We start from the raw sequence: 26,965 nt of genomic DNA, 5'->3' as shown, positions 1-26,965 counted from the left end.
CTGGATCTTCGCGTTGGAGATCAAGTTTATACAAATACAGCAAACAACTAGGAGGATTAACATGAAAATCGTTGTTATCGGCGGTAGTGGACTAATCGGGAAGAAACTCGTAGCTAATTTAAAGGATCTTGGTCATGATGTAGTGGCGGCATCGCCTTCCTTAGGTATCAATTCCGTTACCGGAGAAGGACTGACTGAGGCAATCAGCGGTGCGCAAGTTGTCGTTGACGTTTCGAACGCCCCTTCTTGGGAGGACCAAGCCGTTCTGGAATTCTTCGAAACATCAACGCGTAATCTGCTTCAAGCTGAAGCTGAGGCTGGCGTGAAACATCACGTTGCATTGTCGGTCGTGGGTACAGACGGACTTCTAGAGAGTGGTTACTTCCGCGCCAAGATGGCGCAAGAAGAAATGATCAAAGCATCCGGCATTCCTTATACCATTGTTCGCGCGACACAGTTTTTCGAGTTCGTCGAAAGTATTGCTCAATTCTCCACTGAAGGGCAAACCGTCCGTATGCCGTCTCACTTTATTCAACCGATCGTTTCGGATGATGTTGCAGCCGCGCTTGCGGTCTATGCACTCGAAACGCCGGTTAATGGTCTAACCGACCTGGCCGGTCCGGAACGTATGGGGCTCGATGATCTTGTTCGCAAATTTCTAACCATTACGAAAGACTCGCGACATGTGGTTACAGACGATAATGCACCTTATTATGGCGTAGTATTAAAGCAAAATTCTCTGGTTCCCGTTGGCGAGGCACGAATCGCAACGACACGATTCGAAGATTGGTTAAACCGCGCTGCGAAATAAAATGTTCGGATAAAAAATCGGATGATCTCCTCCCATGGAGATCATCCGATTTTTGTATTTGTTTCTATTAGATCACGAATCGACTAACAGCCCCGCCAAGCTTGGTTGCCATGGCCCGGAGCTGCTCGGATGCACCGTAGACCTCTTCAACCGAAGCCAGCTGCTCCTCAGATGCCGCCGCAACATGATGGGAATGGGTGGATGATCGTTTGGCGATCTGCTCCTGCTCCACCATTGTCGCCGCAATTTGCTCGCTGCCGGCAGACATTTGCTGACAGGCTGCCGATACATCCTGCACCAGATTCGAGACTTGCTTAATGGATGCGAGAATCAATTGGATCGAGCTGCCCGTCGTTTGGGCCAGCTCTGTACCTGTGCGAGCTTCCTCTGCGGAAACTTCAAGCACCGCGGATGCTGCCGCTGTCTGTTCCTTGATCGCTTGCAGAATCATTCGAATTTCATCTGATGATTCTCTGGATCGCTCTGCTAATTTGCGAATTTCTTGAGCGACGACTGCAAAGCCCTTCCCATGCTCGCCTGCGCGAGCCGCTTCTATAGAGGCATTCAAAGCCAGTAGATTCGTTTGACCGGCAACCTCCGTAATAAGCGTGAGAATGCCGTCCACTTTGCCGCTGGAGAGCTGCAGCTCATGCATCGTGTCCGTTGCATGAAGAACGCCTGCTTGAATGGAATTCATTTGGTGAACGGTGTCTCGCAGTGCCTGCTCACCTTCTGAAGCACGTTCTGACGTATGTAAAGCCAGATCGGATACGATGGCAGAAGACTCGGTAATTCGCTGAATACCGATTGCCATCTCGGTCATGGCCCGCTGGGTTTCCTGCGAGCTGCTAAACTGCGCTTCCGCACCGGAAGCGACCGTTTGAATCGCTATCGTTATCTCTTGGGTAGCCTGTGAGGATTGATTCGCAAATTCTTTCAAGTTTAAGGAAGATACGGTCACCTCGTCCGAGGTTTGCTTGATGCTGCTCGTCAACTCACGCAAACTATGGATCATTTCATTGAACGAGGCAGCAGCTCGGCCGATTTCATTGCTGCTCGTAACCGGCATACGGATTGTCAAATTACCTTGTGCTGCTTCCTGCGCCGCTACGGCCAGCATGCGAAGCGGTCGAACGGTCGCGCGGATAATAAAGAAAAGAATCCCTATCGCTACAGCTGCAGCGAGCATACCAATCCCAATAACTCCCCATAATAAAGCAGTCAGTTCTCGCTTGACTTGGCCGTAATCGTAATCCAGCCCGAACATAGCGACAATGTTTCCTTGATCATCTTTAACCGGAGCCAAGTAGGAAATCCATGTTCCGATATCATCCGAGTATGCATGGGTTAACAACGTCTCTCCGGTCATGACACGATGATAACCATCCAGAAATACATCATCCAACGGATAACTCGTCCCGTTATCGTCACTTCCCTCGCTGCTGAGACTGGACTGAATCATGGTAATCAGGTTCGGCTGCCCATCGATCTCAAATTGTTTCGCAGACATATAATAAGCGTTGGTCAGGTTGTCATCATCAATCATCGCATTAAGCTGCAGCTGCAAGCTGGATACATGGTCTGCTTGAGGAATCTGTTTGTTCTCGTAAGCTCCCGCCACAGAAGCGATGAGATCACTGCTGACTTGCGCCTGAGCACTTAGCTTCGCCCCAATTTCTGTGAAATCATGAAAGGCCGCATTCTTCTGCTCGTTGTATAAAAGTCCCACCATAACGGCGATCAGACAGAGACAAAGGATGGAGAGTACCAAAGTGGATGTTACGACCAGGCTTCTGCGTTTGGAAATAAAGGACAAACTAAACACCTCGTTACTCAAGTTTTATTAGCTTCAGTATACGGGTAACTTGTTAAGAAAATAGATTGCTAAACGTTTAATTTCTGTTAGTTGCCACGTCTATCGCTATTCCTTCCATTACTTGCGCACACCAAAAATCCGCCAAGAAGGCGGATTCTCGCTGATATCCATAGGTTCATTCTTATTCCTTATTCAACATCATGTCGAGAATAAGGTTATCAATATCCGAGGTCGCTTCATTCCCGATCCGGCAGAAATTATCGATCGTTTTCTCTGCATCGTTCTCGATAAAACCATTGGTCGATGAAATGGTCATCCCTTTAGAAGCCAGAAGTGCCGATTGAACGGCAGCGCTCGTACAAGTGGCTACTTTCATGGCGCAGCCGCCTTTGGCACCATCACACATCATCCCGGTCACATTCCCCAGCATGTTCTGGATCGCGCCTTTTATCTCTGATTTGCCTCCGCCAAGCAGATAGGTGATCCCACAGCTTGCCCCTGTACCGGATACCGTCACGCCGCATAATGCCGATAACCGGCCAAATTTTGATTTGATATAAATCGTCACTAAATGGCTCAGTGCTACCGCGCGAATCAGTTTGTCTTCCGATGCTCCAAGCTTCTCTGCGGCTGCAATAACGGGATTCGTCGCTGCAATTCCTTGATTGCCGCTTCCCGAATTCGCCATAACAGGCATCGTCGATCCTGCCATACGCGCATCCGATCCTGCTGCCGCCAGCGCCATCGCATGAGAGATTAAATCGTCGGACAGAATGCCTCTTTGCACATTTTCTTTAATCGTCTTCCCGACTTCCAGACCATAGGAATGAGCTAACCCATCTAACCCGGCCTTACGGTTCAACTCGATACTTTGCTTAACCAGATGAAGTTCATCCGGATCAATCGTATTCACAAAATCTACAATCGTATCGATGGATAGCGCACTGCGTTCTTCCTTGGAGCTCTTAAAGCTAACGTTCGCGCAGCCGCCTGATTCGACGACCTTCCCGTCCACTTCGATCAGCGTAATATTCGTGTGATTGTCTGTAATGACAACCTTTGCATAACCGTCTGCTGTTTCCGCGATGACCTCTATATATAATTTCCGAGGCGTATCCGCCAGTTGAAACACGGCATTACCTTGATCCACCATCGCCTGAGCCTTTGCAATATCATCTGAAGTGATATCCGCAAGAACCTCCAACTGCTTATCGGCATTACCTGCCAATGCACCTAAAGCAGCGACAAAATCTATACCCGTCAGCTCCGTTCCGGGTATTCCGACAGCCAGTGCATTCTTAATAATACCGGCACTCGCTTTCACCGTGATTCGTACAATCGGATCAGGCAAGTAGGTTTTGGCTTTTGCCGCCGCTAAGGCGATCGCAACCGGTTCCGTACAGCCAAGAGCGACGACAAGCTCATTTTGCAAGATTTGAATGAAATTGTGCTTCTCCAACTTATGTCCTCCTAGAACACCTAAAGGCACCGAACACCTTCGCATAATTCTAAAAATATACTATAGGTTGCTCCTCTGAATCAATCATATTCTCCAGTAAGTTTTAACCTTTCCGCTAAAGCACAAAGAGACTGCTTATCGCTAAGCAGTCCCTCCGTTTATTTCGTTATATGATTCTGCATCAATTCTTCCGCATATTCGGCGAGCGTAATGGATTTACCGCCGTTCAAACGCGATTCTTCGGCAGCAAATGCCATCAGATGACTGCGCACAGAAGCCACTGCTGATGTTAATGTCTCTTGTCCGTTATAATCCCGCACATCGGTCAGGAAACTTCTGACGATGCCTGCGTCACCGCCGCCATGTCCGCTCGATTGCGATGGGATCGTGATTTCGGTCTTCTGATGCGTAAGGAAATCAAACCATGTAATCTTGTCGTCATCCCCGCGCAGTTCACCGCGTGTACCCATAATTTGAATTCTTCGTTCCTGCTCGAACGTAAAGCCGCACATACTAAACATGGCCGTTGCTCCGTTCGCAAACTCCATGCCAACGACTTGATGGTCAACCACGTTATTATCGCTCTTATAGACGCAGCGGCCATAATTCGTTTCGCGCAAGCCTTGAACGATATTTTCTTTGGTAAGCTCCGGTGTGAAATGTCTTGCCCAGCCTTTAAATTGATCGCTTAAATAGAATCGAGGCGCGGAATACGGACAAGTCGTTTCGACTGCACAATCGAGGCAACGATCAGTCGATCCTTCAGGTGCATTCGCTTCATTGAAGTGCATGAGCGATCCGTAGGAGTTCACACGCACACAAGGCTGATCCATGAGCCAGGAGAGAACGTCCATGTCATGGCATGATTTTGCCAATATCATCGGGCTGGACGTCTCGGAATTGTTCCAATTCCCTCTGACGAAGCTATGCGCGATATGCCAGTAGCCTACATTCTCATTGAGCTGTATCGATACGATGTCGCCGATATGCCCCTCATTTAGAATATGCTTGATCTTACTCCAGAACGGCGTATACCGCAGCACGTGGCAGATCGACAGCAGACGGTTATTCTCACGAGCAGCCTGCTCCATCTGCAGACACTCCAGAGGGTCCGGGGACATCGGCTTCTCCAGCAAAACATGATATTTCATGTTCAAAGCCTGTATGGTCGGGTGATAATGCATCCGGTCCATCGTGCAAATGACGGCAATATCGGCAAGCTTCGGATTCGCCAATATCTGCTCCCACGACTCAAAGCACATCGTTTCAGGTATATGGTGCTGCTCGGCGAACTTCACCCGTCTGGCCGGATCCGGCTCGGCTACCGCAACGAATTTCAATTCATGTGGAAAATCCAGCGCAAAAGGAGCATAGCTGGCCGCTCCCCGTGCACCTGCACCGATTAGTATTGCAGTAAGTTGAGCCATGTTGTCTCCCCCATTTGATTCATAGATTTGATTCTATTCCCTATCCCGATATTCATTATTCCATGTCGTTACCCTAGCACTGCGCTGTCTTGTAACTTGACGATAGGCTCCTCGCAGCCGTGCAGCTCAAATATAACTAGTTCATTAGCGCCTTCACGAAGCAGCGGTGCCGGGATATACAAGGTCTGCTGCGGTCCAATTTCCCAATAGCGACCAAGATTATAGCCGTTCACATAAACAACGCCTTTCGTCCAGCCGCTAAGCGCGAGGAAGGTATCCGCCACTTCATCAACTTGGAAAGGGCCTTTATAGAACGTCGGCTTCTGTTGCTTCTCGCTGCTCTCTAGATAGACCAGCTTCTGCAAGTCGTTAAGCGGCAGCGGACGGATCGACCAATGGTACAGAAATTGCTGCCCCAGCCGTACGCCTTCCGTAATGCCTTTGGGATCCTTCATATACGGACCATAATTAATCCGCCCCATGTTCTCAACCAGCATGTCGAGTGTAGCACCTTCTGCCGGGATATCGAGCAGCACATCATGGTCTGGGTTATTGCGTTCAATGATGCCTTTATACTCACCATTCAAGAAAATAAGAGCGCGGTCATGTACATCCTGCAAATTTAGTCGGGAAGCGGTAAGCGGCCCAAGCACGGTAGTCGAATACAGAATAAATCCGTAATCCTGCCCAAGCTGCTCCATCGTTTCCGGGCATGTACGCTCTACCGGTTCAGACAGCATGTCGAGTGACGAGAAGAGCGGAGCTTGCTCAGTCAAGACTACGCGGCCATAGGCTTTCTTCTTAATGGGTTCCGGCAGGTTAAGTGGTCCAAGCTCTACATACTTCGAGATTACCTCGCGGAATTTATAGAATTTGTCCGTCAGATCGCCTGACTCACTGATTGCCACGTCGTAATCATAGCTAGTAATCGTCGGTTGATGTTGGTTGTCGCCGAAGTTCGCGCCGTTATAGAAGCCGAAGTTCGTACCGCCGTGATACATATAGGCATTCACCGATGCGCCGGCGGCCAGCATATCATCCAGCACCTTCGCCGCATCGTCGGAATCGCGTGTATGATGCGGTTTGCCCCAGTGGTCAAACCAGCCATTCCAATATTCCATGCACATAAGCGGCTGATCCTGCTGATATTCACCTAATTTATCGAATGCTTCATCAGCGCGAGAACCGAAATTCACTGTCGCCAGCACTTCGTCCACCATGCCGCCTTGCAGATAGAAATCTCCCGGTCCGTCGGACGTAAACAGAAGCACGTCAATGCCTCTTGCCTTCATGCCGTTCTCCAAATACTTCAAATACTTCTTGTCATTCCCGTAGCTGCCGTATTCATTCTCGATCTGCATCGCGATAATGGGACCGCCATTCGTCGATAGAAGCGGTACCAGCTTCGGCAGCAGTACGTCGTAATACGCATCCACTTTATCGAGAAAAGGCTGATGATAGCAGCGCAGTCGCATGCCGGGATCAGCAAGCAGCCATGCCGGCAATCCGCCGAATTCCCATTCCGCACAGATATACGGACTTGGACGTACGATGACATGCAAGCCGAGCTCACCTGCAATCGCAATGAATTGTACGAGATCTGCAATGCCTTCGAACACGAACTGACCTTCCTTGGGCTCGTGAATATTCCAAGCCACATAGGTTTCAACCGTATTAAATCCGCCTTCCTTAAGCTTCCAAAGGCGATCCCGCCAATATTCCGGCACCACTCGAAAATAATGAATGGCCCCCGACAGAATGCGAAGCGGCTCACCATCGAGCAAGAATTGTTGTTTGTTAGTCGTCAATACCGGCATACGATTACCCCTTTATATCTTGATGCGAACATGTTGTGACAGCCCGAACCGAGTCGGTTCGGGCTGTCTGTTATGGAATCACTTACTTCCACTCGCCTTGGACATGGTTGTCTTCCAATTGTTTATTGACCTCATCAATCATTTCTTTACCGCCTTTGGCCATATACTCCTCGACCATCTTGTCCCAGTCGCTCAGCGGTCTTTCACCGAAAATCATCTTCGTCGTTTCATCCGTAATATACGCCTGCAGCTCTCCGCTCTTCTCCATAAGCAGCGGCGAGATAATCCGACTTGTTGGATTTACGTAGAACTTCATGGTATGCAGCATATCAGCGAGCGTTTGCTGGAACTTCTGATCCTCAGGCGTCTTGGCGATCTTAGCGAACGTGAACAAATCTTCGTCCTTCATGAACCATCCGCCTTCGGTAATATAAGCGCCCGGAGCGACGTTCGAACGATTCTCGGCAATTGGCTGTGCCACGCCGTCGACCATTTGGTAGCCTTTTCCTTCGCCGCCGTAGAGCCAGTCGAAGTATTCGTTCTGCGGATTACGTTCCTCGAATGTTACCGGCTTGTGGAAGTAATCGATCATTTCAAGAATACGTTTCACTTTCTCCGGCTGATCCTTCAATTTCGCCGAAATCATATACATCCGATACCAGCCGCCGCTGATGGTTAATCCCTCAGAACCGTCAGGAGCCTTAAACGGTGGAATCGGCTCTACGACTGCTTTCGGATCGTTCTGCTTCAGCACATCGAACAATACCCCGTTGTTTCCGCTATTTCCGGGCTGTTCATACCAAATGCCGACTTTACCCGCATTAAATGCTTTGAAAATATCCTTGTAGGCCGTTACCGCCCAGTCCGCTTGCAGAATGCCTTCTTTCTGTAGATCAGCCAAGAACGTCACTTTCTCTTTATTCCCGTCTGCGATAATACCGGGAACCAGCTGACCGCCGCTGTTCTTGTGATACCAAATCGAATTGCCATAATAAGCCCCGAAGGAAGGATCATAATAAATGCCTTTGGCCAGACCTAAGCCAATCGTATCCGCTTTGCCGTTGCCGTCCGGATCGTCTTTGGTAAAGGCGATTGCAACCTTCTTCAGCTCTTCATAGTTCGTTGGCATTTTCAAACCGAGCTTGTCCAGCCAGTCTTTACGAATGATCGGCTTCTTGCCGCCTTTAGCGGAGAAGTAGGTTGGGATGCCGTACACTTTCCCGTCTACCTTCAAGGAATCCCATGAATAATTAGGCACGGCCTTGGTCGACTCATACTGCTGCAAGAACTCGTCCAATGGCAAGAATGCGCCTTGATTCGCCCATTTCGTATAATTGGAGTTTACTTCTTCCATTCCAATGACATCGGGGATATCGCCGGAGGCCATTTTCACTGCTAACTTCTCTTCATAGGTATCGAAAGGAATGTATTGCGGCTTAAAATCCACATTGAATTTCTCGTTGATTTTCTTCACAGCTTCGCTGTTATCCGTCGGAACCGGATCTTCCCACGTACCGTCGAACCAATCAATGGTAATCTTCTCTGCATGCGGGTCTGCCGTCGTTGCGGCGCCATTGTTTGTCGTACCCGCGTTTGAGGACGTGTTGGAATTGGATTCCTCATTACCGGATGAGCATGCTGCAAGCATGGATCCGGATAGTGCAACTACCAGAACGGATGTGACTAGTTTGTTACGCATACTTTCGACCTCCTCTATATGTTGGGCACTTCGGTGATACTCACTTACATGAAAGCTAGCCTTTCACGGAACCGAGCATCACCCCTTTCGCAAAATGCTTTTGCAGGAACGGGTAAAGCGCAAGTATTGGAAGTGTTGCAATGAGAATGGCAGCCATACCAATCGTTTCAGCCGGTGGAGAAGCATTCGCCAGTGCGGCCTGCTGTCCATCGGAGAGTGAATCGAGGCGTTGGCTTAAGATGACGATTTGCCGCAATATAACCTGTATCGTCCACTTGCTCGGATCGCTAATATAAATGAGCGCGGTAAAATACGTGTTCCAGCTCGTAACCGCATAGAAAAGTCCGAATGCAGCCAGTGCAGGTTTCGACAGCGGAAGAATGATGCGCGCGAAAATTTGCATATCATTCGCACCATCGAGCACGGAGGCTTCCGTCAGATCCTGAGGGATACCGAGAAAGAACTGCCTGAGGACGATCAAATTAAAGGAATTGATGGCCCCCGGAATGATAAGCGCCCAGTAGGTGTCGAGCAAGTGTGTTTCCTTTACAACCATATAGGACGGAATAATACCTGCTCCGAAGACGAATGTAAACAACACGAGGAACAGGAAAAACTTCTGACCTGTAATATTCCGCGACAGCGCGTAAGCCATCATCGAGGTGAGCCATAGGCTGAAGATCGTACCTACTACCGTCACACAGATGGTTACGATAAGCGCCCGGACAAACACCTTGGAGTGGAAAATGTATTGATAAGCATCCACGACCCATTTCTCCGGAAACAGAATAAACTGCTTGGCTGCGCTCTCCGTAACCGATGTAAATGAGGTCGCAATCATGTAATAGAACGGAAACAGCATGGCGAGCCCGACCGCGGCAAGCATGATCACGTTAAGTGCATTTGCTAATTTTTCCGAAATGGAATGAGTTTTAACCACTGCTCCACCGCCTCCTTAGTAGATTCCTTCTTCTCCGAATTTTTTGGATAACTTATTCGCTCCGACGATTAGAATCAACCCGACGAGCGACTTAAACAGCCCCACTGCTGTTGCAAAGCTGAAGTCTGAGTTCTCGATCCCTTTGTAATAGACGAACGTATCGAGTACATTACCGATCTCCTTGTTGAGCGGGTTCAGCATGAGGAAAATTTGTTCAAATCCAACATCAAGCACGCTGCCAAGCCTTAGGATGAGCAGGATAATGATAGTGCCGCGGATCGAAGGCAATGTGATATGCCAGATCTGCCTCATTCGGCTTGCGCCATCGACGACAGCGGCCTCATACAAATGGGGATTAACTCCCGCCAATGCTGCGAGGAAAATGATCGTCCCCCAGCCGGACTCTTTCCAGATGACCTCGAGCACAATGATTGGCATGAACCAATGCGCCGACGTCAGAAACGGAATCGGTTCGATGCCGAAAACCATTTGAATGAGCTGATTAATAATGCCCTCGGATTTCAAGAATGTCGTTACAATCCCGATCACAACGACCCAGGATAAGAAATGCGGCAAATAGACGAGCGATTGAATCACTCTCTTATAACGTTCGTTACGCACCTCATTAAGCATGATCGCCAGTACAATCGAAATCGGGAAAGCGAATACAATTTGAAGAAACGAGAGATAAAGGGTGTTCCAGATGACCCTGATGACTTCACTATCTTCGAAAATTTTATGGAAATGCTTCAGTCCGACCCAGTCGCTGTGCAAGAAACCTTGAAATGGACTGAAATCTTGAAAGGCGATTATGTTTCCCAGCATCGGAATGTACCGATAAATAATAAAGTATAAAAGTCCCGGGAGAAGAAGCATGAACAGGTAGCGCTCATTCCACAGCTTGTCCATGAAGGAACGTTTTCTTTCCCTATGAGCTATAACTGTTGCCGGTGCATTTGCACCTGTATTCGTGTAGTTAGTCAATGATGATCCCCCTCGATTTATTTGAAATATATGAATCTTGATTTTTCATTCCTAGCGCTATACTATAAGAGTCACCCCTTGAAGAACATCGGAAATATGCCCGATTTCACGCGAATTTCAAGGTTTCCGTAAAATTGCACAGTTTTCGAAAATAGGATCAGACCAAGGCAAAAGGGGTTTATTCATGAGGCAGATTTTGCAATTGAAGATTAATACCCGTTCGATCTTAACCAAGATGGTACTCAGCTTTATGGCCATTATTTTGTTGTTTGTTTCCTTTAATTTGATCTCGCTCACCTTGTTCAGAAAAAGCATTCACAGCGAGATCATTACGTATAACGATGCGAATCTGACACATACCACAAGCGGATTCGAGCAGTACTTTGAGCTGCTGGACAATGTTATCGTAGGCATGTACTTGAATGATCATCTGAATGATTTACAGAAATCGAAGCCATATTATAGGGCCGCCGGGAGAATCATCGACGATTTAGAGAAGATCACGGTGAATCCGCGGATTTATTTGAACAATATATTTATGTACGACGTGAAGCATCATTACATATTGGACAAGTATCGCGGCAGCTCGCTCGCAGTCATGTTCTCCGAACACTATGTGAATCGCATCTATACGCCGGACTTCTGGGAAGAGGAACTAACCAAAGCCGGCTCAGATGCCAAGCTGTATCCGGCCACAGTATTCACGAGTCCGCCGCCAACTTATCAGGATTCGCAGCCCGGCATCGTCATTCCTTACTTGTTCCGCAGTCAGCTGTATCCCGATTTCAAGTTCCTCGCATTCATTGATGCGAATCAGCTGTATCGCAATTACCATCAGTCCATTAACAACACCTTCTATATACTGAGTCCGCAAGGTAATCAAATTTACACCTCAGATCCCGCCTTTGACGAAGCCATACCGGAATTAAAGCCGGGGAGAAACTGGATTAAGCAGCACGGCTACTATTTCTTCTATCAAAAAGGCGCGACTTCCGGGCTTACTTACGTAAATATCATTCCGGACAGCAGCGTTTCCAACCGAATTGTGAAGCTCACGTTTACTCTGATCGTGCTGCTTATAGTTACCTCTATTGTCAGCTTGATCTTATCCGTCATCTTCAGCAGACGATTTAATAATCCGGTTCGCAAAATCGTGGAGTCGATTCGAAGTTTAAACGAGAATAAGGAGCTTGTTCGCGGAACGGTTAACGACTTTGAGCTGATCCATGCCAATATCGGCCACATGATCAAAGAGAATCAGGAAGCAAAGCGAAGCCTGGAAAGCAAGAAAAACCATCTGCGGCATTATTCGCTCATGAATGTACTCAAACGCATTCGGATCGAATATGAGGACTCGGATCCGGCAGCCGAGCAGGACTACAGGCCGTTTCGATTTGTTCTCTTCCAGATGAATTTCAAACAACGATTCTGGGATGAAATGCCCGAAGAAGAAGAACGGACCATTGCCTTTATTCGCGAATATGTCATTCAGGCGATTGGGCGAGAGATGGATGGCGCACAAACCTTCCAAATCGAGGCGAATCAAATCTTATCGGTCATCTATCTAAACAGTGAAGATGACAGCTGCCTGACAGCAGTCCTTTCGGACATCAAGACGGTGCTGGAGACGGATAACACCTATAGTTTCTGTACCATTGCCGTGAGCTCGCATTATCCGCATTCTTCTCAAATGACGAGTGCTTATGCGGAGGTGCTCAAGCTTGTGAAGCTGAGGCCTTTCGATGATTCGACCTATGTGTCTCAGGCCGGCGAAACGTACGAGAAGCCGATGCTGCCGACTACTATCCTGGAGCAGGAGCTGAATGTGAGCTTGCAAGAAGGCAACGATCAGCTTGCCCTGCAGTCGCTGCGCCGGATGCTCGCGAAGATGAAGAAACGGAACATTGCCGCCATCAAGTTTCATCGTTTCGCGGAAGAAACAACAGACAAGGTCATGCGCGTGCTCCACAGCATGCAAATCGACAGCGATGGCTTGTCCGGCATGCTGCCTCTTATTGAGAAGCAACATACGATTGAAGAGCTGGATGGTTACCTTGAGAAGCTGGTGAGCGAAGCCGGACGGCTTGTTCGGTTGAAGAAAGAAGAACGCGATCCGATCATCAGCTTTACCGTCAGCTATACGGAGACCCATTATGGAGAAGAGCTCTCCCTCGACCTCATCGCCGGCAAATTGAATATTAGCAGCGGCTATCTCTCCACTTATTTCAAGGAGAAGATGGGCACGAATTTCGTGGATTTCGTCAATGAGGTGCGCGTGAAGAAAGCGAAGGACTTACTGCTTCTCTCGGAGATGAAAATCCAAGAAATCGCGACCGAAGTAGGCTATACAACGCTCAGTTCCTTCAATCGCTCCTTCAAGAAAATCTCCGGCGTCACGCCAACGGAGTACAGACGCAATGCTGCTGTTGTTGAGCGGTAACATGCAAGAAGCCTGTCCAATGATGGACAGGCTTCTACTCGTTTATGAGATAAGACTAGGTCGTCGTCCAAGCTACTTGCTGGAACGTATTCGTATTCGCTGACTCGTTGGCCTTCAGGCAAAGAAGAGCGCTCAGAAGTCCATCGTCGAGCGAGGTGAACGAACGCTCTGCGCCGCTCACGATTTGGAAGAAATTGCGCAGAAGCATGCCATCTCCCCCGCCATGCCCGTCCATCGCATTCAAGTCGAACTGATGGGTTTCCACTCGCGCCTCGTGGTGCATGTAGACCTTCAACTCGCCCGTGTACCAATCGAATTCGAGCGTTCCTTTATAACCTAACAGACGCGCTCCACGTCTCTGAGCCCCTCTTCTTGCGAAGAAGTTCTGCGAGTAGTTAACGTGCATGCCTGATTCGTAACGAATCAGAGCACTGCCTGAATCTTCGTTGCCGGTATCCGTCGCAAAGCTGCAATAGTTCCCTCTATCCTTGTTCGACGGCTTGAGCGTGCTCTCTTCGCAAGTGCGCTTCTCGTCGCAATCGCGGCACATCAGACCTGCAGGCTTATCGCCTTTGAATATTTGCTTGGATTTCATCGCCGATACAGCTGTGGGATTGGCACCCAGCAAATAATTAATATAATCGAAATCATGTGTCGCCTTCTGCAGGAACAATCCGCCCGTAATGCTCTCATCGCGGTACCAGCTATGATAATAGACCCCGCCGTAAGGCACATTGTTCACAGCCTGCACATGCTCCACCGTTCCGATTTGGCCGGAATCGATGATTTCCTTGGCAAGTTTGACAAGTGGCGTGTTGCGCAGCGGGAATGAAACAACTACCTGTGAGTCTGAAGCCTCGTAGCCCGCTTTCAGTCGATAGAGATCTTCGAAGGTCGTGGCAACCGGCTTTTCCAGGAATAAAGGCAGGCTGCGTTTCAATACCTTAAGTGCCATCTCCGTGTGCAAATTGCAGCGAGTACCGATTACGACGCCATCCAGTCCGGCATTATTCAGCATATCATCGGCGTCCTCGTACCATTCCAGGTTGTTTGCTCCCTCACCCATCTGAGCGGCTAGCTCCTGTGCACGGGGATCCGCAATCGCGACAAGGCGGCAGCCCGTTTCCTGCTCATCCAATTTGCCGAACAAACCACTGACTCTGAGCCCATACCCGATGATTCCGATTCGCTTCACCATATCGCCAGTCCCCCATCTTGATCAATGTCATAGTTGTTTATTGTCGCTAACTATTTCGAATGATACTATAGGTTCTATAGGATGTATTTACTCTATTTCGCTATAAAGTTGTCTATTATCGACTTCTACTCCAATAAAGGGGTTTGGACCAAATGGCTATATTATCGGAAAGCAACTACAAACCTGATCCTATGAATTGGATGCCCAGCATTCACTGGGCCCAGTACCAGAACTCCGCCTATTATCAAGGAAACGAACGGCGTCTGTACGACTTCGAGGTCATGTACGTCATTTCCGGGGAAATGATCGTTCATTTCATGGACGAGCCCGAGACGATTCGATATTACCCCGGCGACTTCTTGTTTCTAAGTGCTCGGGAGAGGCATCGCATTGAAATTCCGACCGCAGCCGGAGCCCAATTGCTCGGTGTTCATTTTGACTTCTATGACGAGTTCGAGCTGACACCCGATATCCATATGGTTGTAGACGAAACTCACGACGTCCAAGAAGCATTATTCTGCCGATTGCCCGTAAGCGATGATGGTGAGCGGCTGTTCGCGCGCAAATACACGTCGCTTTCCGTCGAAATCGTGAAAGGAATGGAATTGATTTGCGAAGAATTCACGACGGCCAGAGCCGGCTATGAGCTTATCTGCCGAGGTGCCATGCTGCAAATGCTCGCATCGATCTTACGATTACAGACCGTTCCGCAGCGAACCACCTCCGCAGTCTACTTAACGGCTCTTCGGGAGCTGGTCGACGAGATAAGCAGCAGCTTGCATTTGACTTGGCCGAATTCGGTGATGGCGGAGCGTTTGAACGTCAGCGAGGATCATTTTATCCGTCTGTTCAAAGAACAGTTCGGCGTCACTCCGAATCAATATGTACAGCATCTCCGCCATCAAGAGGCCAAGCGGTGTTTGAGAGAAACGGAGATGAAAATCGAGGCGATCGGCTGCCGTATCGGCTACGACAGCTTGCATCAGTTCAGTCATGCATTCAAGAGATGGCAAGGCGTATCTCCACGAGAGTATAGGAAGCTGTGCAGCATTCTATAAGCGTTGTCTATTATTTAAGCGCTCGATCAGATACGTACACATACCTTTCAAACCGCGCCAGAATATGGCTCTTCTGCGTTGGATAATTCTCGTACAAATAGTCGATGAAATGTCCCGGATGCTCCGTATTGCCCTCGAACATGTCATAGTGCGCAGGAATCACCGTGTCGATCCCGGCCGCAACCGCAAACTCCGCTGCCTCACGGAAGTTCATGTTGCCGACGATATTACGCGCAAGCCGGAACGGATCGCGTCCGTTAATCGGCAGAAGGGCAACGTCGACCTGCTCCGCTTTCACAGTCTCGATCAGGCCGGGATAGATCGTCGTATCGCCGGCATGGTAGAACGTCACGCCGTTTAGGTTCAGCACATAACCAACAAATCGATGATCCTGCTCAGGATCATACGCAAGCTCCTCATGTGCCGCAGGGATCGGTAAATAGCGCAAACCACGCTGCTCCCGCCATTCGCCGGTCACCGCATGAACACGCCGCTCCGGCGCAACACCGAATTCAGCGAGAGCGCCAAAGCAATAGCCCGGCGCCACAAACACCGTATCGTTGCGGGTTTTCGCCATCCCCGGTATCGTATCCGGATCCAAATGATCGATATGATCATGCGTGATCAGCACAACATCGGCGTTATTCGCTTCCTCCGGCAGAAGTGGCGGTTTAAACCGCCGATATGTCGCATCGGCCAAATACGGATCGATATATACGATCGTATCTCCCCCTTTGACGATGACGCTCACCTGGCCGAGAAACCAGATGGCCAGCATCCCGTAAGGTACACGAGTTTCGTTAATTTCCCGAATCAGTTCCTGACCTGTCCGCACATTAGGAATATTCATTTGTTCTCTCCTTAGACTATAATGAAGTAACCAGTACTACTCATCTTCTACACCGGATGCAAGTAAACCTTCTCGCTCGAAAAAGCCAGGGCTCCATCATTAGGAGACCTGGCTTCATTGTTTCGCAGAATGGCGAGTAACCATACTCTTATTCAGTTGAACGCGACAACGTCTTCTCCAGCATACCCCGAACCAGCTTCTCCAGCGCATCTTTATGAATGAATGGTGCTAGTGCGGAGAGAATGTCGGCGCCAAGAAAACCAGACTCCACATGCTTCAGAAGCTTCTCTATGCTTTCCCTTGATAAGAAAGGAGCAAGTCCGACAATTTGTCTGGCATCGATGCTGCCGGCGGCAATCCGATCAACAAGTCGGTCCAGCGTATCCCGGCTTATGAACGGCGCCAAGGCTTGAACAATGTGCCAATCGATTGTGCCTTCCTCGGCTTGCAGAACAAGCCGGTCGATTTGTTCTGTATCCAGGAAAGGAGCGAGTCCTCCAAGCTTCCTCATATCGAGCTTTCCAAGAGCAGCATTATCCACCAACCGGGCTAAGGAGCTTTTACTGATAAACGGGGCCAAGCCCTGAATAACATCAGCGCTCAGACGGCCTTCCTCCACATAACCGAGCATCTCATCAATCGTATCGCTCCCCAGAAACGGTGCTAGCTGCAGGATCGCTTGCAAGCTCGGATGAGATTCATCATCCGTATCGTTCGAATCATCCTCCTGCTCTTCCTCCTGAGCTACGGTGGGCTCAATTTCCACATTTACTTCTTCATCTATTCCTTCTTCACCTATTCCTTCTTCAACTATTCCTTCTTCACCCTGAGGCTTCTCGATGCTGTAAGGCACTTCACCTGCAGCAGGCTGTACGGATGCTGTTTCCTGCACAAGCACAATCCTGCTTTCACCGGCGAGCAGCTCATCAATAGACGCTTCGAGCAACCGGCTGATTGCCGGCAGCATCCCGATATCTGGCAGCGACTCACCGCGTTCCCACTTTGACACGGCTTGATGACTTAATCCTAAATGCTCGGCGAATTCCGCCTGCGTCATTGCCTTCTCTTTTCTTAGACTGGAGATAAATGCACCGATCTTACGCATTTCCATTATAGAACGCCTCCACTTGCAGGATTGTACAGTGCGCACTGTCTGCATTCAGCATAGCACGCTTGATGGCTCTACTCTATCAATAGTCAGTTGAACACGTCAATTCAACCGACGGTTGAATCCATCTTATTCGGGGTGATTTTGTGCTTCCGTCCCGAGAGCAAAAGGTGTCGTAATCCCTTCATAGGCGAGATGCATCGACATGCCAACTTTGGCATGATCCAGATTGTGACAATGATCCATCCAAATGCCTGGGTTATCCGCGAGAAAAGCAACCTCATATCGCTCGCCCGGACCGACGTACAGCGTATCGGACCACCATGGACTGCCGCTTACCGACTTGCCATTCCGGCTCAATACCAGCATATGATGACCGTGCAAATGCATGGGATGCTCCACCATACCGCGGTTAACAATGGTTGTCTTGACCAAATCCCCCTCTTTAACCATGTACATAGGTGTATTCGGGAACAACTCGCCATTGATGGTATACAATGCGCCGAAACCGCCGTTATAGAAAGTGAACTGATTATCCAAGACCATCAGAAACTCTCTGTCAAAATGACTGTCTAAACTAAAAGGCAGCACTTCCTGTGTTCCGTAAGTGGAAGGATCGAATATCGTACTGCTCTTAGGCAAATCAAGAGGTTCGCCCTTGCCCTGCACACTAAAGAGAATGCCTTCCTCATGATTGCCGATGTTAATAAATACCGGCGTCTTCGGCATTACGAATGTCACGTCATACCGGCCGCCGGTCGTTACTTCAAGTCGAGTATTACTGCTCAAATCCGTTGGGCCGTTTAGCTCCGTACCATCGATCGCCGCTACTTGAAAAGGAACGCCTACAATGGTGAATGCGCGCTGCACCCAGTTCTCGGTATTGATCAAACGCAGCCGCACCGGCGTACCTGGTTCAGCTTGAACTTGCTCAAGCCTATGAGCATCGGCTGCTGCACCGAAGGAGAATCCGCTATTCTTTAACGAATATGTCATGATCGTCCGGTCGATCCCATAATTAGTTGCAGAATCAGCAGGATCCTCCACCACTAATGCACCGAACAACCCTTTCTTCACCGCCTCGGCTGAGTCTTGGTGCGAATGATACCAGAAGGTACCGGTTTGTTCCGCGATGAATCGATACGTATGCGTCTGCCCTGGCATGACCGCATTCTGAGTCGCCCCTGCTACGCCATCCTCTGCATTGGGAACATCCAGACCATGCCAGTGTAACGTAACACCTGCATCAACGTTGTTATTGATCAAGGTAACCTCGATCAGTTCCCCCTGCCGCATTCGCAGCTCCGGTCCGGGAACTTGACCGTTATATGTCCATGCCTCCACCATTGTACCCGAGCTGCCCCGAACCAGCTTCTTCTCTGCCGTCAGCGTGAATCGGCGATCCGGCTCTCCCTCTCTTGGGCCGGTTAACGCCTCCACCCTGACACTGCCGTCGCCCGTAGTTACAGCATGGGCAGCGTGCTGATGAGCGCTCGCACTACCAATACCTCCGCCGAAATCGGCTGTTCCGGTCATCATGCTCATCGTTTCCGGGAGACGGCTCGCCTTCGTTTCATACATCCAGACACCGCCGATAATCAGCACAACAATTAGGATCTCGACTACTCCTTTGGCCACACGCAGCTTACGACCCGGTGGTGCCCAATTCTCATGTTGATGAATGCTCTTGCTGCGGTTAAGCACGCGGTAAGCCATAATCGTGATGAACACCAGCAGGATGAGAAGAACTGCTGCCGCATCCAGCCATCTGATCGGCACAACCGGAACGAAATAGAACAACAAGCTCGCTATTGCGGTGTATTTCATTGCTTTGAACGGAATGATCAGAGAGGCGTCGCCTGCCAGGCGGTAAGCTGCCGCATCCAGCGGCATATCTTGATTCTCAGCCGGCAACCGCATGACGCGGATTATGCGAGGGATACCGTAGACACCGCTTGCCATTACTGCAAGTAGAAGCGGTGGAAGTTGGAGGAGAATGCGATCCTGCGAGAACAGCCAGCCGAACTGCGTATACAGCTGCTGTGCAATGACAATTTTACCTGCCAACGCCAGCAAAGATAGGCTGAACAAGATCATAACGGTTCTTGATTTATGTTTCAGCTTCTTGTAAGACGCGCTGTAAACAAGTCGCCCGGCCTTGCCTCCGGCCATCCAGCCGAAGACGACGAGTACTATCGTAGTGAGAGCATCCAGCCCGTAAAGTAACGCATACATCGAACAAATCCCCTTTGGCATCATTAGTTATGCCAACATATTACGGGAAAACGGGCATGACTTTAATGGACTGAAGTTTAGTTTTCCCCCAGTCTAAGGTCGGAACCGGGTCCTGCATCAGTTGTAAACCTTTGGGAAAAGTGATATCATAACAATATCACAAAGATATTAAAGTATTGAGCGATCAAGATCGATGCCCACACAGACAAGGAGGATAACCATGCAAGAACACAAAGCGTGGCACGTAAATGGATTTGCCGTTATATTTGTTTCCATCATGTTATTCGTGTTGATGATTTTGACATTCGTCAAAGGAGTAGCCGAAACGCCGAATTTCACGCTTATCGCGCTGGGAGCCGTTCAATTAATCCTGCTCGTGGTTTGCTTATCATCGCTAATCATCGTGAATCCGAATGAGAGCGCAGTCATCACATTCTTCGGCAAATATAAGGGTTCCGTGCTCGAAAGCGGACTATGGATGGTGCTACCGCTTACAGAGAAGAGAAAGGTAACGCTTCGCGTACGCAACTTCACGAGCCAGAAGCTCAAAGTAAACGACGCGCAGGGCAATCCGGTGGAAATTGCGGCCGTTGTCGTATTTAAGGTTATGGATACGGCGAAAGCATCCTTCAACGTGGATAATTACGAGAAATTCGTGGAAATTCAGAGCGAAACGGCTGTACGGCATATTGCTGCGCAATATCCGTACGATACGTTTTCGGATGAGCAGCAGTTTTCATTGCGAGGTAACGCGGATGATGTGGCAAGGGAATTATTGACGGAACTGCAGAGCAAATTGTTGTTTTCCGGCGTGCAAATCATTGAAACACGTCTCATTCATCTCGCATACGCGCAAGAAATCGCAAGCGCAATGCTGCAGCGACAACAGGCTACCGCAATCGTAGCGGCGAGATCCAAGATCGTCGAGGGAGCGGTGGGCATGGTCGACATGGCACTTCGTCAACTGGAAGACAAGGGGATTGTCCTCGACGAGGAGCGCCGCGCGGTAATGGTCAACAATCTGATGGTTGCCATCGTATCCGATAAAGGCGCAACGCCTGTCATCAATACGGGCACCTTGTACTCCTAAGGGGCGGATATCGATCGCAACTGAGAAGAGGGCGTTTCCCCTTCGCCTAGATCCTGAAATTTATCGCGCGTTAGAACAGTGGGCGAACGAAGAATTCCGAAGCGTCAACGGACACCTCGAATTTCTGATCCGCGAAGCGTTGAAGAAGGCTGATCGTTTGCCGAAGAAGCCGCCTAATGTTTAGATGGAAGATCATATAGAAATGGCGGCCTTGGGTACATTCCCCGTGCCGCCATTTTCTATAGAACCATCAGTTGTACATGACAGCTGGTATTATATGACTTTAATATTCAACAGTCTGGTCTTCGTAACCATTCCCGCGCTTTCCAATGTTAATTTTGAAGCTTCGTTATAGTACCAACAGCCGCATATAGGCGTTAGATTGTGCTCATAACACCATTTTTTCAAGTGCAAAATGATGTTCCTCCCAATCCCCTGCTTTCGAACCTGCTCATTCGTAAACATCCCTATGCTTGCCACTCCGGCAATCATCTTGGATTGCTCCATAACGCCGACTCCGAGTAATAGTGTGCCTCTATAGTAGGTGAATAGCTCTCCGTTACGGATTCGGCGCTCATAATCATCTAGAAAATCGCCGCAAACCTGCTCGATGGCAAGCAAGTCATTCGGAATAGCTAAGCGGAAAGTCTCGTCTCCTGACCCCTTATGTTCCGATAGCTCCGCCTGGCTGTCTTGAAAGAAGTAAGCTTGCTTATCGATCTTGAAGTCTTTATCCAAAGCCAGACTTAGAAACAGTTCATCGCAGGTCGGAACAAGCATCGAGGTTAACGTGTTCCCTTCAAGCACTTCGCTGAATAGTGGTTGCGAATGCTTCCGGTAAGCGCGGCTGATATAGAACTGGGTTAAGGTTTCATTATTATGGATCGCATAGTAGCCGATGGCTGCAGCCTCTTCTTCAAACAGGTAGAACGTCGATGCAACGATGTGTTCCTCGAGAAATGAATCGAATGGCGAAGATAGACTCTGCGTATATTCTTCGATAAGATGATGAATCTCACTGATCTGACATGGCCTCGTTATCATCTCAAGCAGCTCCTCCCTAGCTATTAGTTGAACCGGATCTCATGGGCTTGATTCTCACCAGCCACGAATTTCAGCAGTTGCGCTCCTTCTTCGGCTAATTCGTCACCTTCCTGTGAAGTAAGCTTCTTGAATGGTTCAATGGTTAATACAGTCCTCGTTCCGCTTCCCCGATTCATATGCCACATTCCGCTAACAAAACCGTCAACAAGGATAACCGATCGGATGATGCCGTTCTTCGTAAATACTCGATTACGATAGGCATCATCGATAATCCGGGTACGATCAGCATGCGACAAGAGTATATTGTCAAACTCGCCCAGCAATCGAGGCGGGGACGGACTGTCAGCATCAGGCCGCGGCGCATCCGGCAGATCGAACAGCTCATTCCCCAGCTCGTCACGGAAGCTAACGAGTCTAGGTCGGAGCTTCTCGAATTCACTGCGCAGCCCCGTTAAACCCGACCACGTCTGCATGTCTTTCACAGAAGCCGGGCCAAAGGCAGACAGATAGCGGAGGATCATCTTCTCCATTTCCGGTTCGGAAGAAAGAGTCTGACCTAACCATGCTTCTGCAGAAGTATGTGTAGCTTGTCCGCTTTCACCCCAAAGGCCGCGTGGCGGCAATTGGACAAGCGGTACTGAATTTCGAGTTGCGGCTGCAAGGGCTTCGGGATCTCGGTCCGGCCATTTCTCGCTAAGCCGTTTACCAAGCTCGTTCGAGGTCATCGGTTGCTCCTCGACCAGCGCACGGCCTGCATCAGCAAGCTCCTTCTCATCTATACCAGTGAGAAGTTTGCCGTATGCACCTTTTAATCCGCGGTTAAGGACGGTTTGTACCCATGGTCGTAATGCCAAACAATCGCGAGCAGACACCAAATGGATGGTCGAGCGCATCAGCGCGATACGAACGGCCTTTCGTTCTTGCAGAAGCTCGCTCAATTCTTCCTGCCGGAAACCTTCGAGCCGCGTCCACAAACCGTAATAAGGCGAATTCGGTGCTTGGGCTTGCAATCCGACTAATCGCTCTATTGCATCCAGTGCCGGCAGATTGACGCGCTTCAGCAGCATTTGCCTCGCGAGCAATGCGCGGTTCAAAGCGCGCTTTCCAAGCTCAGGAACCGTAATCGACATGTCTTAAGCCCCCTGTTTAGATGGAAATTTCTATCAGACTATGAGAAACTAGATATGAAACTAGATTTGAGGAGGATGATTGTAGAAATGGCAGAAGAACGCAACTATTCCCTAGAAACATTAGCTGTACACGCAGGGCAAGAGATTGATCCCGCGACGATGTCACGTGCAGTACCGCTCTACCAAACGACTTCTTATGGGTTCCGCGATTCCGAGCATGCATCAAATTTATTCTCTCTTCAAGAGTTCGGCAACATCTACACGCGCATCATGAATCCCACAACAGATGTATTCGAGAAAAGAATTGCCGCGCTCGAAGGCGCGCCTGCAGCATTAGCTACTTCTTCGGGAATGGCTGCCATTACATACTCCATTCTTAATATTGCAGAAGCAGGAGATGAAATTGTCTCCGCAGCAAGTCTGTACGGCGGCACTTATAATTTATTTTCCACTACATTGCCGAAGCTTGGTATTAAGGTTCATTTCGTCGATCCAAGCAATCCGGACAATTTCCGCAGTGCCATTAATGAAAGAACGAAGGCCATCTTCGCAGAAACCATCGGCAACCCTAAGGGGGATGTGCTTGATATTGAAGCAGTAGCCTCCATTGCCCATGAGAACGGTCTTCCTCTAATTGTAGATAACACGTTCCCTAGCCCCTACTTGCTTCGTCCGATTGAGCATGGTGCGGATATTGTCGTTCATTCCGCGACCAAGTTTATTGGCGGACATGGCACTTCGATCGGCGGCATCATCGTAGATGGCGGTAAATTCGATTGGAAAGGCAGCGGTCGCTTCCCAGGCCTGACAGAACCGGATCCTAGCTATAATGGAGTCGTGTATACGGATGCTGTCGGACCGATCGCTTATATTATTAAAGCACGTGTGCAATTGCTGCGTGATATGGGAGCTGCAATTTCTCCGTTCAACTCCTTCATGCTGCTGCAAGGCTTGGAAACGCTGCATCTGCGTATGGAGCGTCATTCCTCTAACGCACTGGCAACGGCTCAGTTTCTTGAAGCACATGAGGCTGTCGAGTGGGTAAGTTACCCTGGCCTGCAGAGCCATCCGTCCTATGACAATGCGCAAAAGTATCTGCCTAATGGTCAAGGCGCTATTCTGACGTTCGGTATTAAAGGCGGCTTGACTGCAGGGAAAAAGGTGATCGAGAACGTGAAGCTGTTCTCTCACTTGGCGAATGTCGGGGATTCGAAGTCGCTTATTATTCATCCGGCCAGCACGACACATGCGCAGCTTAAGGAAGATGAGCAGATTGCAACCGGCGTTTCCCCGGGGATGATTCGCTTATCCATTGGAACGGAAGGCATCTCCGATATTCTTCATGATTTGGAACAGGCGATTCTAGCAAGTCAGCAATAATCGCACAGCTTTCAAACGCTATTATAGGGCATCGATCCTCATCGGATCGGTGTCCTATTTCAGTTTTGCCTCGAAGTTCATGCAGGGCTTGCCGGATGAAGATAGAACGGCAGCACTTGGCATCGTGGACGTTTTGAACTTAAATGCTTTGCAGCCTCGGGGGAACTTCGGGTCCCACGTCACATAGTAATGGAGGCATTGCATACAATTGATACGCGCCGGTGAGGTAGTCATGTCGATTCCTTTCAACTTTTTCCTATTAAAGAAGAGTTCGACTCATAAAAGCAAAACCCTTTGGAATACATTCCAAAGGGTTCCATCTCAATCTCAATTAAATCGATTAATAAGAGCTTCGATGGCTTCATCCGCAGATTCGTACGGCACTTGGCAAGTTCCGGCAGCTTCATGTCCGCCGCCACCGAATTCCCGCATCAGATAGCCAACCGGGACACTGCATGAGCGATTCACGATGCTATGTCCGCAAGCGATCGCGCAATTCTGTTTCTGGTATCCATCCACGATCCACAGCGACACATTCTGCTCCGGATGAAGTGCGTACACCAAGAAACGATTGCCCGGATAGATGGTTTCCACACCTCTGAGATCCGTAACGATCGCATTCCCTTCTACGCGCGTATGGGCAGCGAGCATCTCACGGAACAATAGATCCAGTTCAAAATACCTTTCCACCCGTTGTTTCACGTCTTCATCCTGCATGATCTCTTCAAGCGATTGTTCCAGACATAGACCAACCAACTTCTCCATCAGCTGGTAATTGCTTATACGGAAATCACGATAGCGGCCAAGCCCCGTGCGAGAGTCCATAATAAAGGAGAGTAAATCCCAGCCTTGCGGATTCAATATATCCTCTTTGCCAAACTTTGCGGCATCCGCCTTGTCTACACCTTCCATGATACTATCGAAGAACGAACCGAACTTATCTCGTCCCCCATAGAAATCATAGACGACTCTTGCGGCGCTATCAGCAATTCTGATCTCGCCTTTGTATGTAAATCCCTCTTCCTGTGACCGCTTGAGCTCGCTGGCATGATGATCGAACCATAAGCCGCAGCCTGCTATAAAAGGAACATTCGTCAAAATATCGTTACTCGTAATCTCAACTAAACCATCCTGCATGTCTTTGGGATGTACAAACTTCATATCATCGATCATGCCTAGCTTTCGGAATAAAACCGCCGTAACCAACCCATCGAAATCTGATCTTGTGACTAGCCTCATCCTGACCCCTCCGTGTAGTAGATCTATCAGTCTGTTAATAGGACTATTATCCCATACCATTATTATGAAGGAGTACAAGGATTGTATGATAGGGATTAACTTCGAGGTGGGATCAGGCTGTCTTCAGCGTTCTATATACTTCTTTATCGATCACAACGGTTGCATGCTTGACCAAATCGTCAACGTAAGAGGCATACTTCTTATCTTTCAATAATTGAGCGATCGAATCATTAACTTCCTCCAGTTTATTGAATCCCTCATCCGATTTCTCGATACACTTCACGACATAATAAGCTTTGTTGTATTCGAAAACCTCACTCACCTGCCCTACAGATAAGCCAATCGCTTGTTCGGTAAATTCATGAGTGGCGGGCATATAATCTTCATGACTTGTCGTAGAATCAAATATCTGTTCGCCGGATTCTACATTAATTACAGATTTCTTTCCATACAAATCTGATAGTTCATTTAATGAATCTCCGTTAGCGAATTTCTTCCGTACTTTTTCAGCCATTTCCTTTGCAGCAGTCTTACTCTTATCATCTCCGGCTGTAAAATGGAAAGCTATTTTCTCTACCTTTACTTTTTCTATTTTCTTATACTTATTTTCATTTATAGCTTGCTCATAATAGTGCTTGATATCTTCCTCCGAAACGATAAGTTGTTCATTTACTTTGTCCATTAACTGATGAGTCATATCTGTAAACAATTTCGCAAAATAAACATCTTCCGTATACTGCTGCGGACCATAGATGACTTTCTTGTTTGCGATAGCCGTTGCCCGTCTTGCATTTTCGTTCTTCAGATCTTCTAGAAATTGCGAGTAGCTGATATCCTCAACCAGTCCCTTTTCTTGTCCCGCGATCTGCTGAACTTTAATCGAGATGCACGCATCCAAAGCAAACTTCTTTAGCATTTCTGCCGGTATCTCTCCATCGAAGCTGCTTGTCCAGAAATCTTCTCCGGGTTCAACGTTGTGTTTCTTCTTAAAATACGCCAATACTTCAGAACGATGCTTGACGAGTTTAGGCATTAATTCTTGCACGGTGATCGGTTCATCGTTCACAGTTGCTACAACACTAGACTCCCCATTGTTATCCTTTGAATAACCGACGATTATAAAAGTCGTAAAGGAAACTGCAATTGCCGCAATAACTACCAACATAGGTTTGAATTTGAAGTGAAATCGCTTCTTCGTAACTCGCTTACCCATGCCTACTTCCTCCTTTCATGAGATGGC

General features: G+C 48.7%; 20 protein-coding genes. 5 read left to right on the top strand and 15 right to left on the bottom strand.

Translation table 11 applies throughout. The features are described from left to right. The first annotated feature begins 61 nt into the window (after positions 1–61). A complete protein-coding gene (locus AC0YN4_RS12740; protein WP_475781828.1) occupies positions 62–811 on the top strand; it encodes an SDR family oxidoreductase in 750 nt (249 codons plus the stop codon). Positions 812–878: 67 nt separating this feature from the next. Here the strand turns inward: AC0YN4_RS12740 and AC0YN4_RS12735 are convergent, their stop codons facing one another. From AC0YN4_RS12735 to AC0YN4_RS12705, 7 genes are all read right to left on the bottom strand, one after another. After that, positions 879–2,648, bottom strand: coding sequence for a methyl-accepting chemotaxis protein (locus AC0YN4_RS12735; RefSeq protein WP_475781827.1), 1,770 nt, complete (start codon positions 2,646–2,648; stop codon positions 879–881). Between the two features lie 160 nt (positions 2,649–2,808). Then, on the bottom strand, positions 2,809–4,086 hold the full coding sequence (locus AC0YN4_RS12730) for an L-cysteine desulfidase family protein (RefSeq protein ID WP_475781826.1): 1,278 nt from the start codon (positions 4,084–4,086) through the stop codon (positions 2,809–2,811). Positions 4,087–4,244: 158 nt separating this feature from the next. Next, on the bottom strand, positions 4,245–5,513 hold the full coding sequence (locus AC0YN4_RS12725; protein ID WP_475781825.1) for a Gfo/Idh/MocA family oxidoreductase: 1,269 nt from the start codon (positions 5,511–5,513) through the stop codon (positions 4,245–4,247). Positions 5,514–5,581: 68 nt separating this feature from the next. Further along, positions 5,582–7,330 (bottom strand): glycoside hydrolase family 35 protein, encoded by a 1,749-nt coding sequence (locus tag AC0YN4_RS12720; RefSeq protein WP_475835936.1) that lies wholly within the window; start codon positions 7,328–7,330, stop codon positions 5,582–5,584. An 82-nt stretch (positions 7,331–7,412) separates the two neighbouring features. Beyond that, positions 7,413–9,029 carry an extracellular solute-binding protein gene (locus AC0YN4_RS12715; RefSeq protein WP_475781823.1) on the bottom strand — a complete coding sequence of 539 codons (1,617 nt, stop codon included), beginning with the start codon at positions 9,027–9,029 and terminating at the stop codon, positions 7,413–7,415. Positions 9,030–9,084: 55 nt separating this feature from the next. Then, positions 9,085–9,969: a carbohydrate ABC transporter permease gene (locus AC0YN4_RS12710; RefSeq protein ID WP_475781822.1), complete on the bottom strand. Its 885-nt coding sequence runs from the start codon at positions 9,967–9,969 to the stop codon at positions 9,085–9,087. A gap of 15 nt (positions 9,970–9,984) precedes the next feature. Next, entirely contained in the window at positions 9,985–10,878 is an 894-nt protein-coding gene (locus AC0YN4_RS12705; protein ID WP_475781895.1) for an ABC transporter permease, read from the bottom strand. 259 nt (positions 10,879–11,137) lie between these two features. Between AC0YN4_RS12705 and AC0YN4_RS12700 the strand changes: the two genes are divergently transcribed. After that, positions 11,138–13,393, top strand: a complete 2,256-nt coding sequence (locus AC0YN4_RS12700; protein WP_475835935.1) for a helix-turn-helix domain-containing protein — start codon at positions 11,138–11,140, stop codon at positions 13,391–13,393. A gap of 55 nt (positions 13,394–13,448) precedes the next feature. Here the strand turns inward: AC0YN4_RS12700 and AC0YN4_RS12695 are convergent, their stop codons facing one another. Continuing rightward, positions 13,449–14,591, bottom strand: coding sequence for a Gfo/Idh/MocA family protein (locus tag AC0YN4_RS12695; RefSeq protein ID WP_475835934.1), 1,143 nt, complete (start codon positions 14,589–14,591; stop codon positions 13,449–13,451). Between the two features lie 152 nt (positions 14,592–14,743). Here AC0YN4_RS12695 and AC0YN4_RS12690 point away from each other — a divergent pair, with 152 nt between their 5' ends. After that, the gene (locus AC0YN4_RS12690) at positions 14,744–15,649 is read left to right on the top strand and encodes a helix-turn-helix transcriptional regulator (protein WP_475835933.1); all 906 of its coding nucleotides are present in this window, start codon (positions 14,744–14,746) and stop codon (positions 15,647–15,649) included. A 10-nt stretch (positions 15,650–15,659) separates the two neighbouring features. Here the strand turns inward: AC0YN4_RS12690 and AC0YN4_RS12685 are convergent, their stop codons facing one another. The 3 genes from AC0YN4_RS12685 to AC0YN4_RS12675 form a co-directional block, all read right to left on the bottom strand. Further along, on the bottom strand, positions 15,660–16,499 hold the full coding sequence (locus AC0YN4_RS12685; protein ID WP_475781818.1) for an MBL fold metallo-hydrolase: 840 nt from the start codon (positions 16,497–16,499) through the stop codon (positions 15,660–15,662). 148 nt (positions 16,500–16,647) lie between these two features. Then, complete coding sequence (locus AC0YN4_RS12680; RefSeq protein WP_475781817.1) at positions 16,648–17,610, bottom strand: helix-turn-helix domain-containing protein; 963 nt, start codon at positions 17,608–17,610, stop codon at positions 16,648–16,650. Between the two features lie 126 nt (positions 17,611–17,736). Then, positions 17,737–19,842: a multicopper oxidase family protein gene (locus AC0YN4_RS12675; protein WP_475781816.1), complete on the bottom strand. Its 2,106-nt coding sequence runs from the start codon at positions 19,840–19,842 to the stop codon at positions 17,737–17,739. Between the two features lie 220 nt (positions 19,843–20,062). On the opposite strand from AC0YN4_RS12675, the gene AC0YN4_RS12670 reads away from it, so the two are divergent. Next, a complete protein-coding gene (locus AC0YN4_RS12670; protein ID WP_475781815.1) occupies positions 20,063–20,932 on the top strand; it encodes an SPFH domain-containing protein in 870 nt (289 codons plus the stop codon). Positions 20,933–21,205: 273 nt separating this feature from the next. Here the strand turns inward: AC0YN4_RS12670 and AC0YN4_RS12665 are convergent, their stop codons facing one another. Both AC0YN4_RS12665 and AC0YN4_RS12660 read right to left on the bottom strand, forming a co-directional pair. After that, positions 21,206–21,976: a GNAT family N-acetyltransferase gene (locus AC0YN4_RS12665; RefSeq protein ID WP_475781814.1), complete on the bottom strand. Its 771-nt coding sequence runs from the start codon at positions 21,974–21,976 to the stop codon at positions 21,206–21,208. A gap of 23 nt (positions 21,977–21,999) precedes the next feature. Then, a complete protein-coding gene (locus AC0YN4_RS12660) occupies positions 22,000–23,106 on the bottom strand; it encodes a winged helix DNA-binding domain-containing protein (RefSeq protein ID WP_475781813.1) in 1,107 nt (368 codons plus the stop codon). 87 nt (positions 23,107–23,193) lie between these two features. On the opposite strand from AC0YN4_RS12660, the gene AC0YN4_RS12655 reads away from it, so the two are divergent. Continuing rightward, the gene (locus AC0YN4_RS12655) at positions 23,194–24,486 is read left to right on the top strand and encodes a homocysteine synthase (RefSeq protein ID WP_475781812.1); all 1,293 of its coding nucleotides are present in this window, start codon (positions 23,194–23,196) and stop codon (positions 24,484–24,486) included. A gap of 327 nt (positions 24,487–24,813) precedes the next feature. Here the strand turns inward: AC0YN4_RS12655 and AC0YN4_RS12650 are convergent, their stop codons facing one another. Beyond that, positions 24,814–25,725: an exopolyphosphatase gene (locus tag AC0YN4_RS12650; RefSeq protein WP_475835932.1), complete on the bottom strand. Its 912-nt coding sequence runs from the start codon at positions 25,723–25,725 to the stop codon at positions 24,814–24,816. 112 nt (positions 25,726–25,837) lie between these two features. Further along, the gene (locus AC0YN4_RS12645; protein ID WP_475835931.1) at positions 25,838–26,938 is read right to left on the bottom strand and encodes a peptidylprolyl isomerase; all 1,101 of its coding nucleotides are present in this window, start codon (positions 26,936–26,938) and stop codon (positions 25,838–25,840) included. Between the last annotated feature and the right edge of the window lie 27 nt (positions 26,939–26,965).

The sequence above is a fragment of the Paenibacillus sp. J22R3 genome (genome assembly GCF_056269305.1).
The sequence above is the reverse complement of the archived record's forward strand: the minus strand, read 5'-3'. Positions and strand labels throughout refer to the sequence as shown.

Excerpts from the sequence above, each read along its gene's own strand:
- AC0YN4_RS12705 (WP_475781895.1), bottom strand. The coding sequence starts at position 10,878 with ATGGACAAGCTGTGGAATGAGCGCTACCTGTTCATGCTTCTTCTCCCG.
- AC0YN4_RS12725 (WP_475781825.1), bottom strand. The coding sequence starts at position 5,513 with ATGGCTCAACTTACTGCAATACTAATCGGTGCAGGTGCACGGGGAGCG.
- AC0YN4_RS12665 (WP_475781814.1), bottom strand. The coding sequence starts at position 21,976 with ATGATAACGAGGCCATGTCAGATCAGTGAGATTCATCATCTTATCGAA.
- AC0YN4_RS12715 (WP_475781823.1), bottom strand. The coding sequence starts at position 9,029 with ATGCGTAACAAACTAGTCACATCCGTTCTGGTAGTTGCACTATCCGGA.
- AC0YN4_RS12675 (WP_475781816.1), bottom strand. The coding sequence starts at position 19,842 with ATGTATGCGTTACTTTACGGGCTGGATGCTCTCACTACGATAGTACTC.
- AC0YN4_RS12670 (WP_475781815.1), top strand. The coding sequence starts at position 20,063 with ATGCAAGAACACAAAGCGTGGCACGTAAATGGATTTGCCGTTATATTT.
- AC0YN4_RS12690 (WP_475835933.1), top strand. The coding sequence starts at position 14,744 with ATGGCTATATTATCGGAAAGCAACTACAAACCTGATCCTATGAATTGG.
- AC0YN4_RS12660 (WP_475781813.1), bottom strand. The coding sequence starts at position 23,106 with ATGTCGATTACGGTTCCTGAGCTTGGAAAGCGCGCTTTGAACCGCGCA.
- AC0YN4_RS12680 (WP_475781817.1), bottom strand. The coding sequence starts at position 17,610 with ATGGAAATGCGTAAGATCGGTGCATTTATCTCCAGTCTAAGAAAAGAG.
- AC0YN4_RS12685 (WP_475781818.1), bottom strand. The coding sequence starts at position 16,499 with ATGAATATTCCTAATGTGCGGACAGGTCAGGAACTGATTCGGGAAATT.
- AC0YN4_RS12695 (WP_475835934.1), bottom strand. The coding sequence starts at position 14,591 with ATGGTGAAGCGAATCGGAATCATCGGGTATGGGCTCAGAGTCAGTGGT.
- AC0YN4_RS12740 (WP_475781828.1), top strand. The coding sequence starts at position 62 with ATGAAAATCGTTGTTATCGGCGGTAGTGGACTAATCGGGAAGAAACTC.
- AC0YN4_RS12645 (WP_475835931.1), bottom strand. The coding sequence starts at position 26,938 with ATGGGTAAGCGAGTTACGAAGAAGCGATTTCACTTCAAATTCAAACCT.
- AC0YN4_RS12650 (WP_475835932.1), bottom strand. The coding sequence starts at position 25,725 with ATGAGGCTAGTCACAAGATCAGATTTCGATGGGTTGGTTACGGCGGTT.
- AC0YN4_RS12700 (WP_475835935.1), top strand. The coding sequence starts at position 11,138 with ATGAGGCAGATTTTGCAATTGAAGATTAATACCCGTTCGATCTTAACC.
- AC0YN4_RS12655 (WP_475781812.1), top strand. The coding sequence starts at position 23,194 with ATGGCAGAAGAACGCAACTATTCCCTAGAAACATTAGCTGTACACGCA.
- AC0YN4_RS12720 (WP_475835936.1), bottom strand. The coding sequence starts at position 7,330 with ATGCCGGTATTGACGACTAACAAACAACAATTCTTGCTCGATGGTGAG.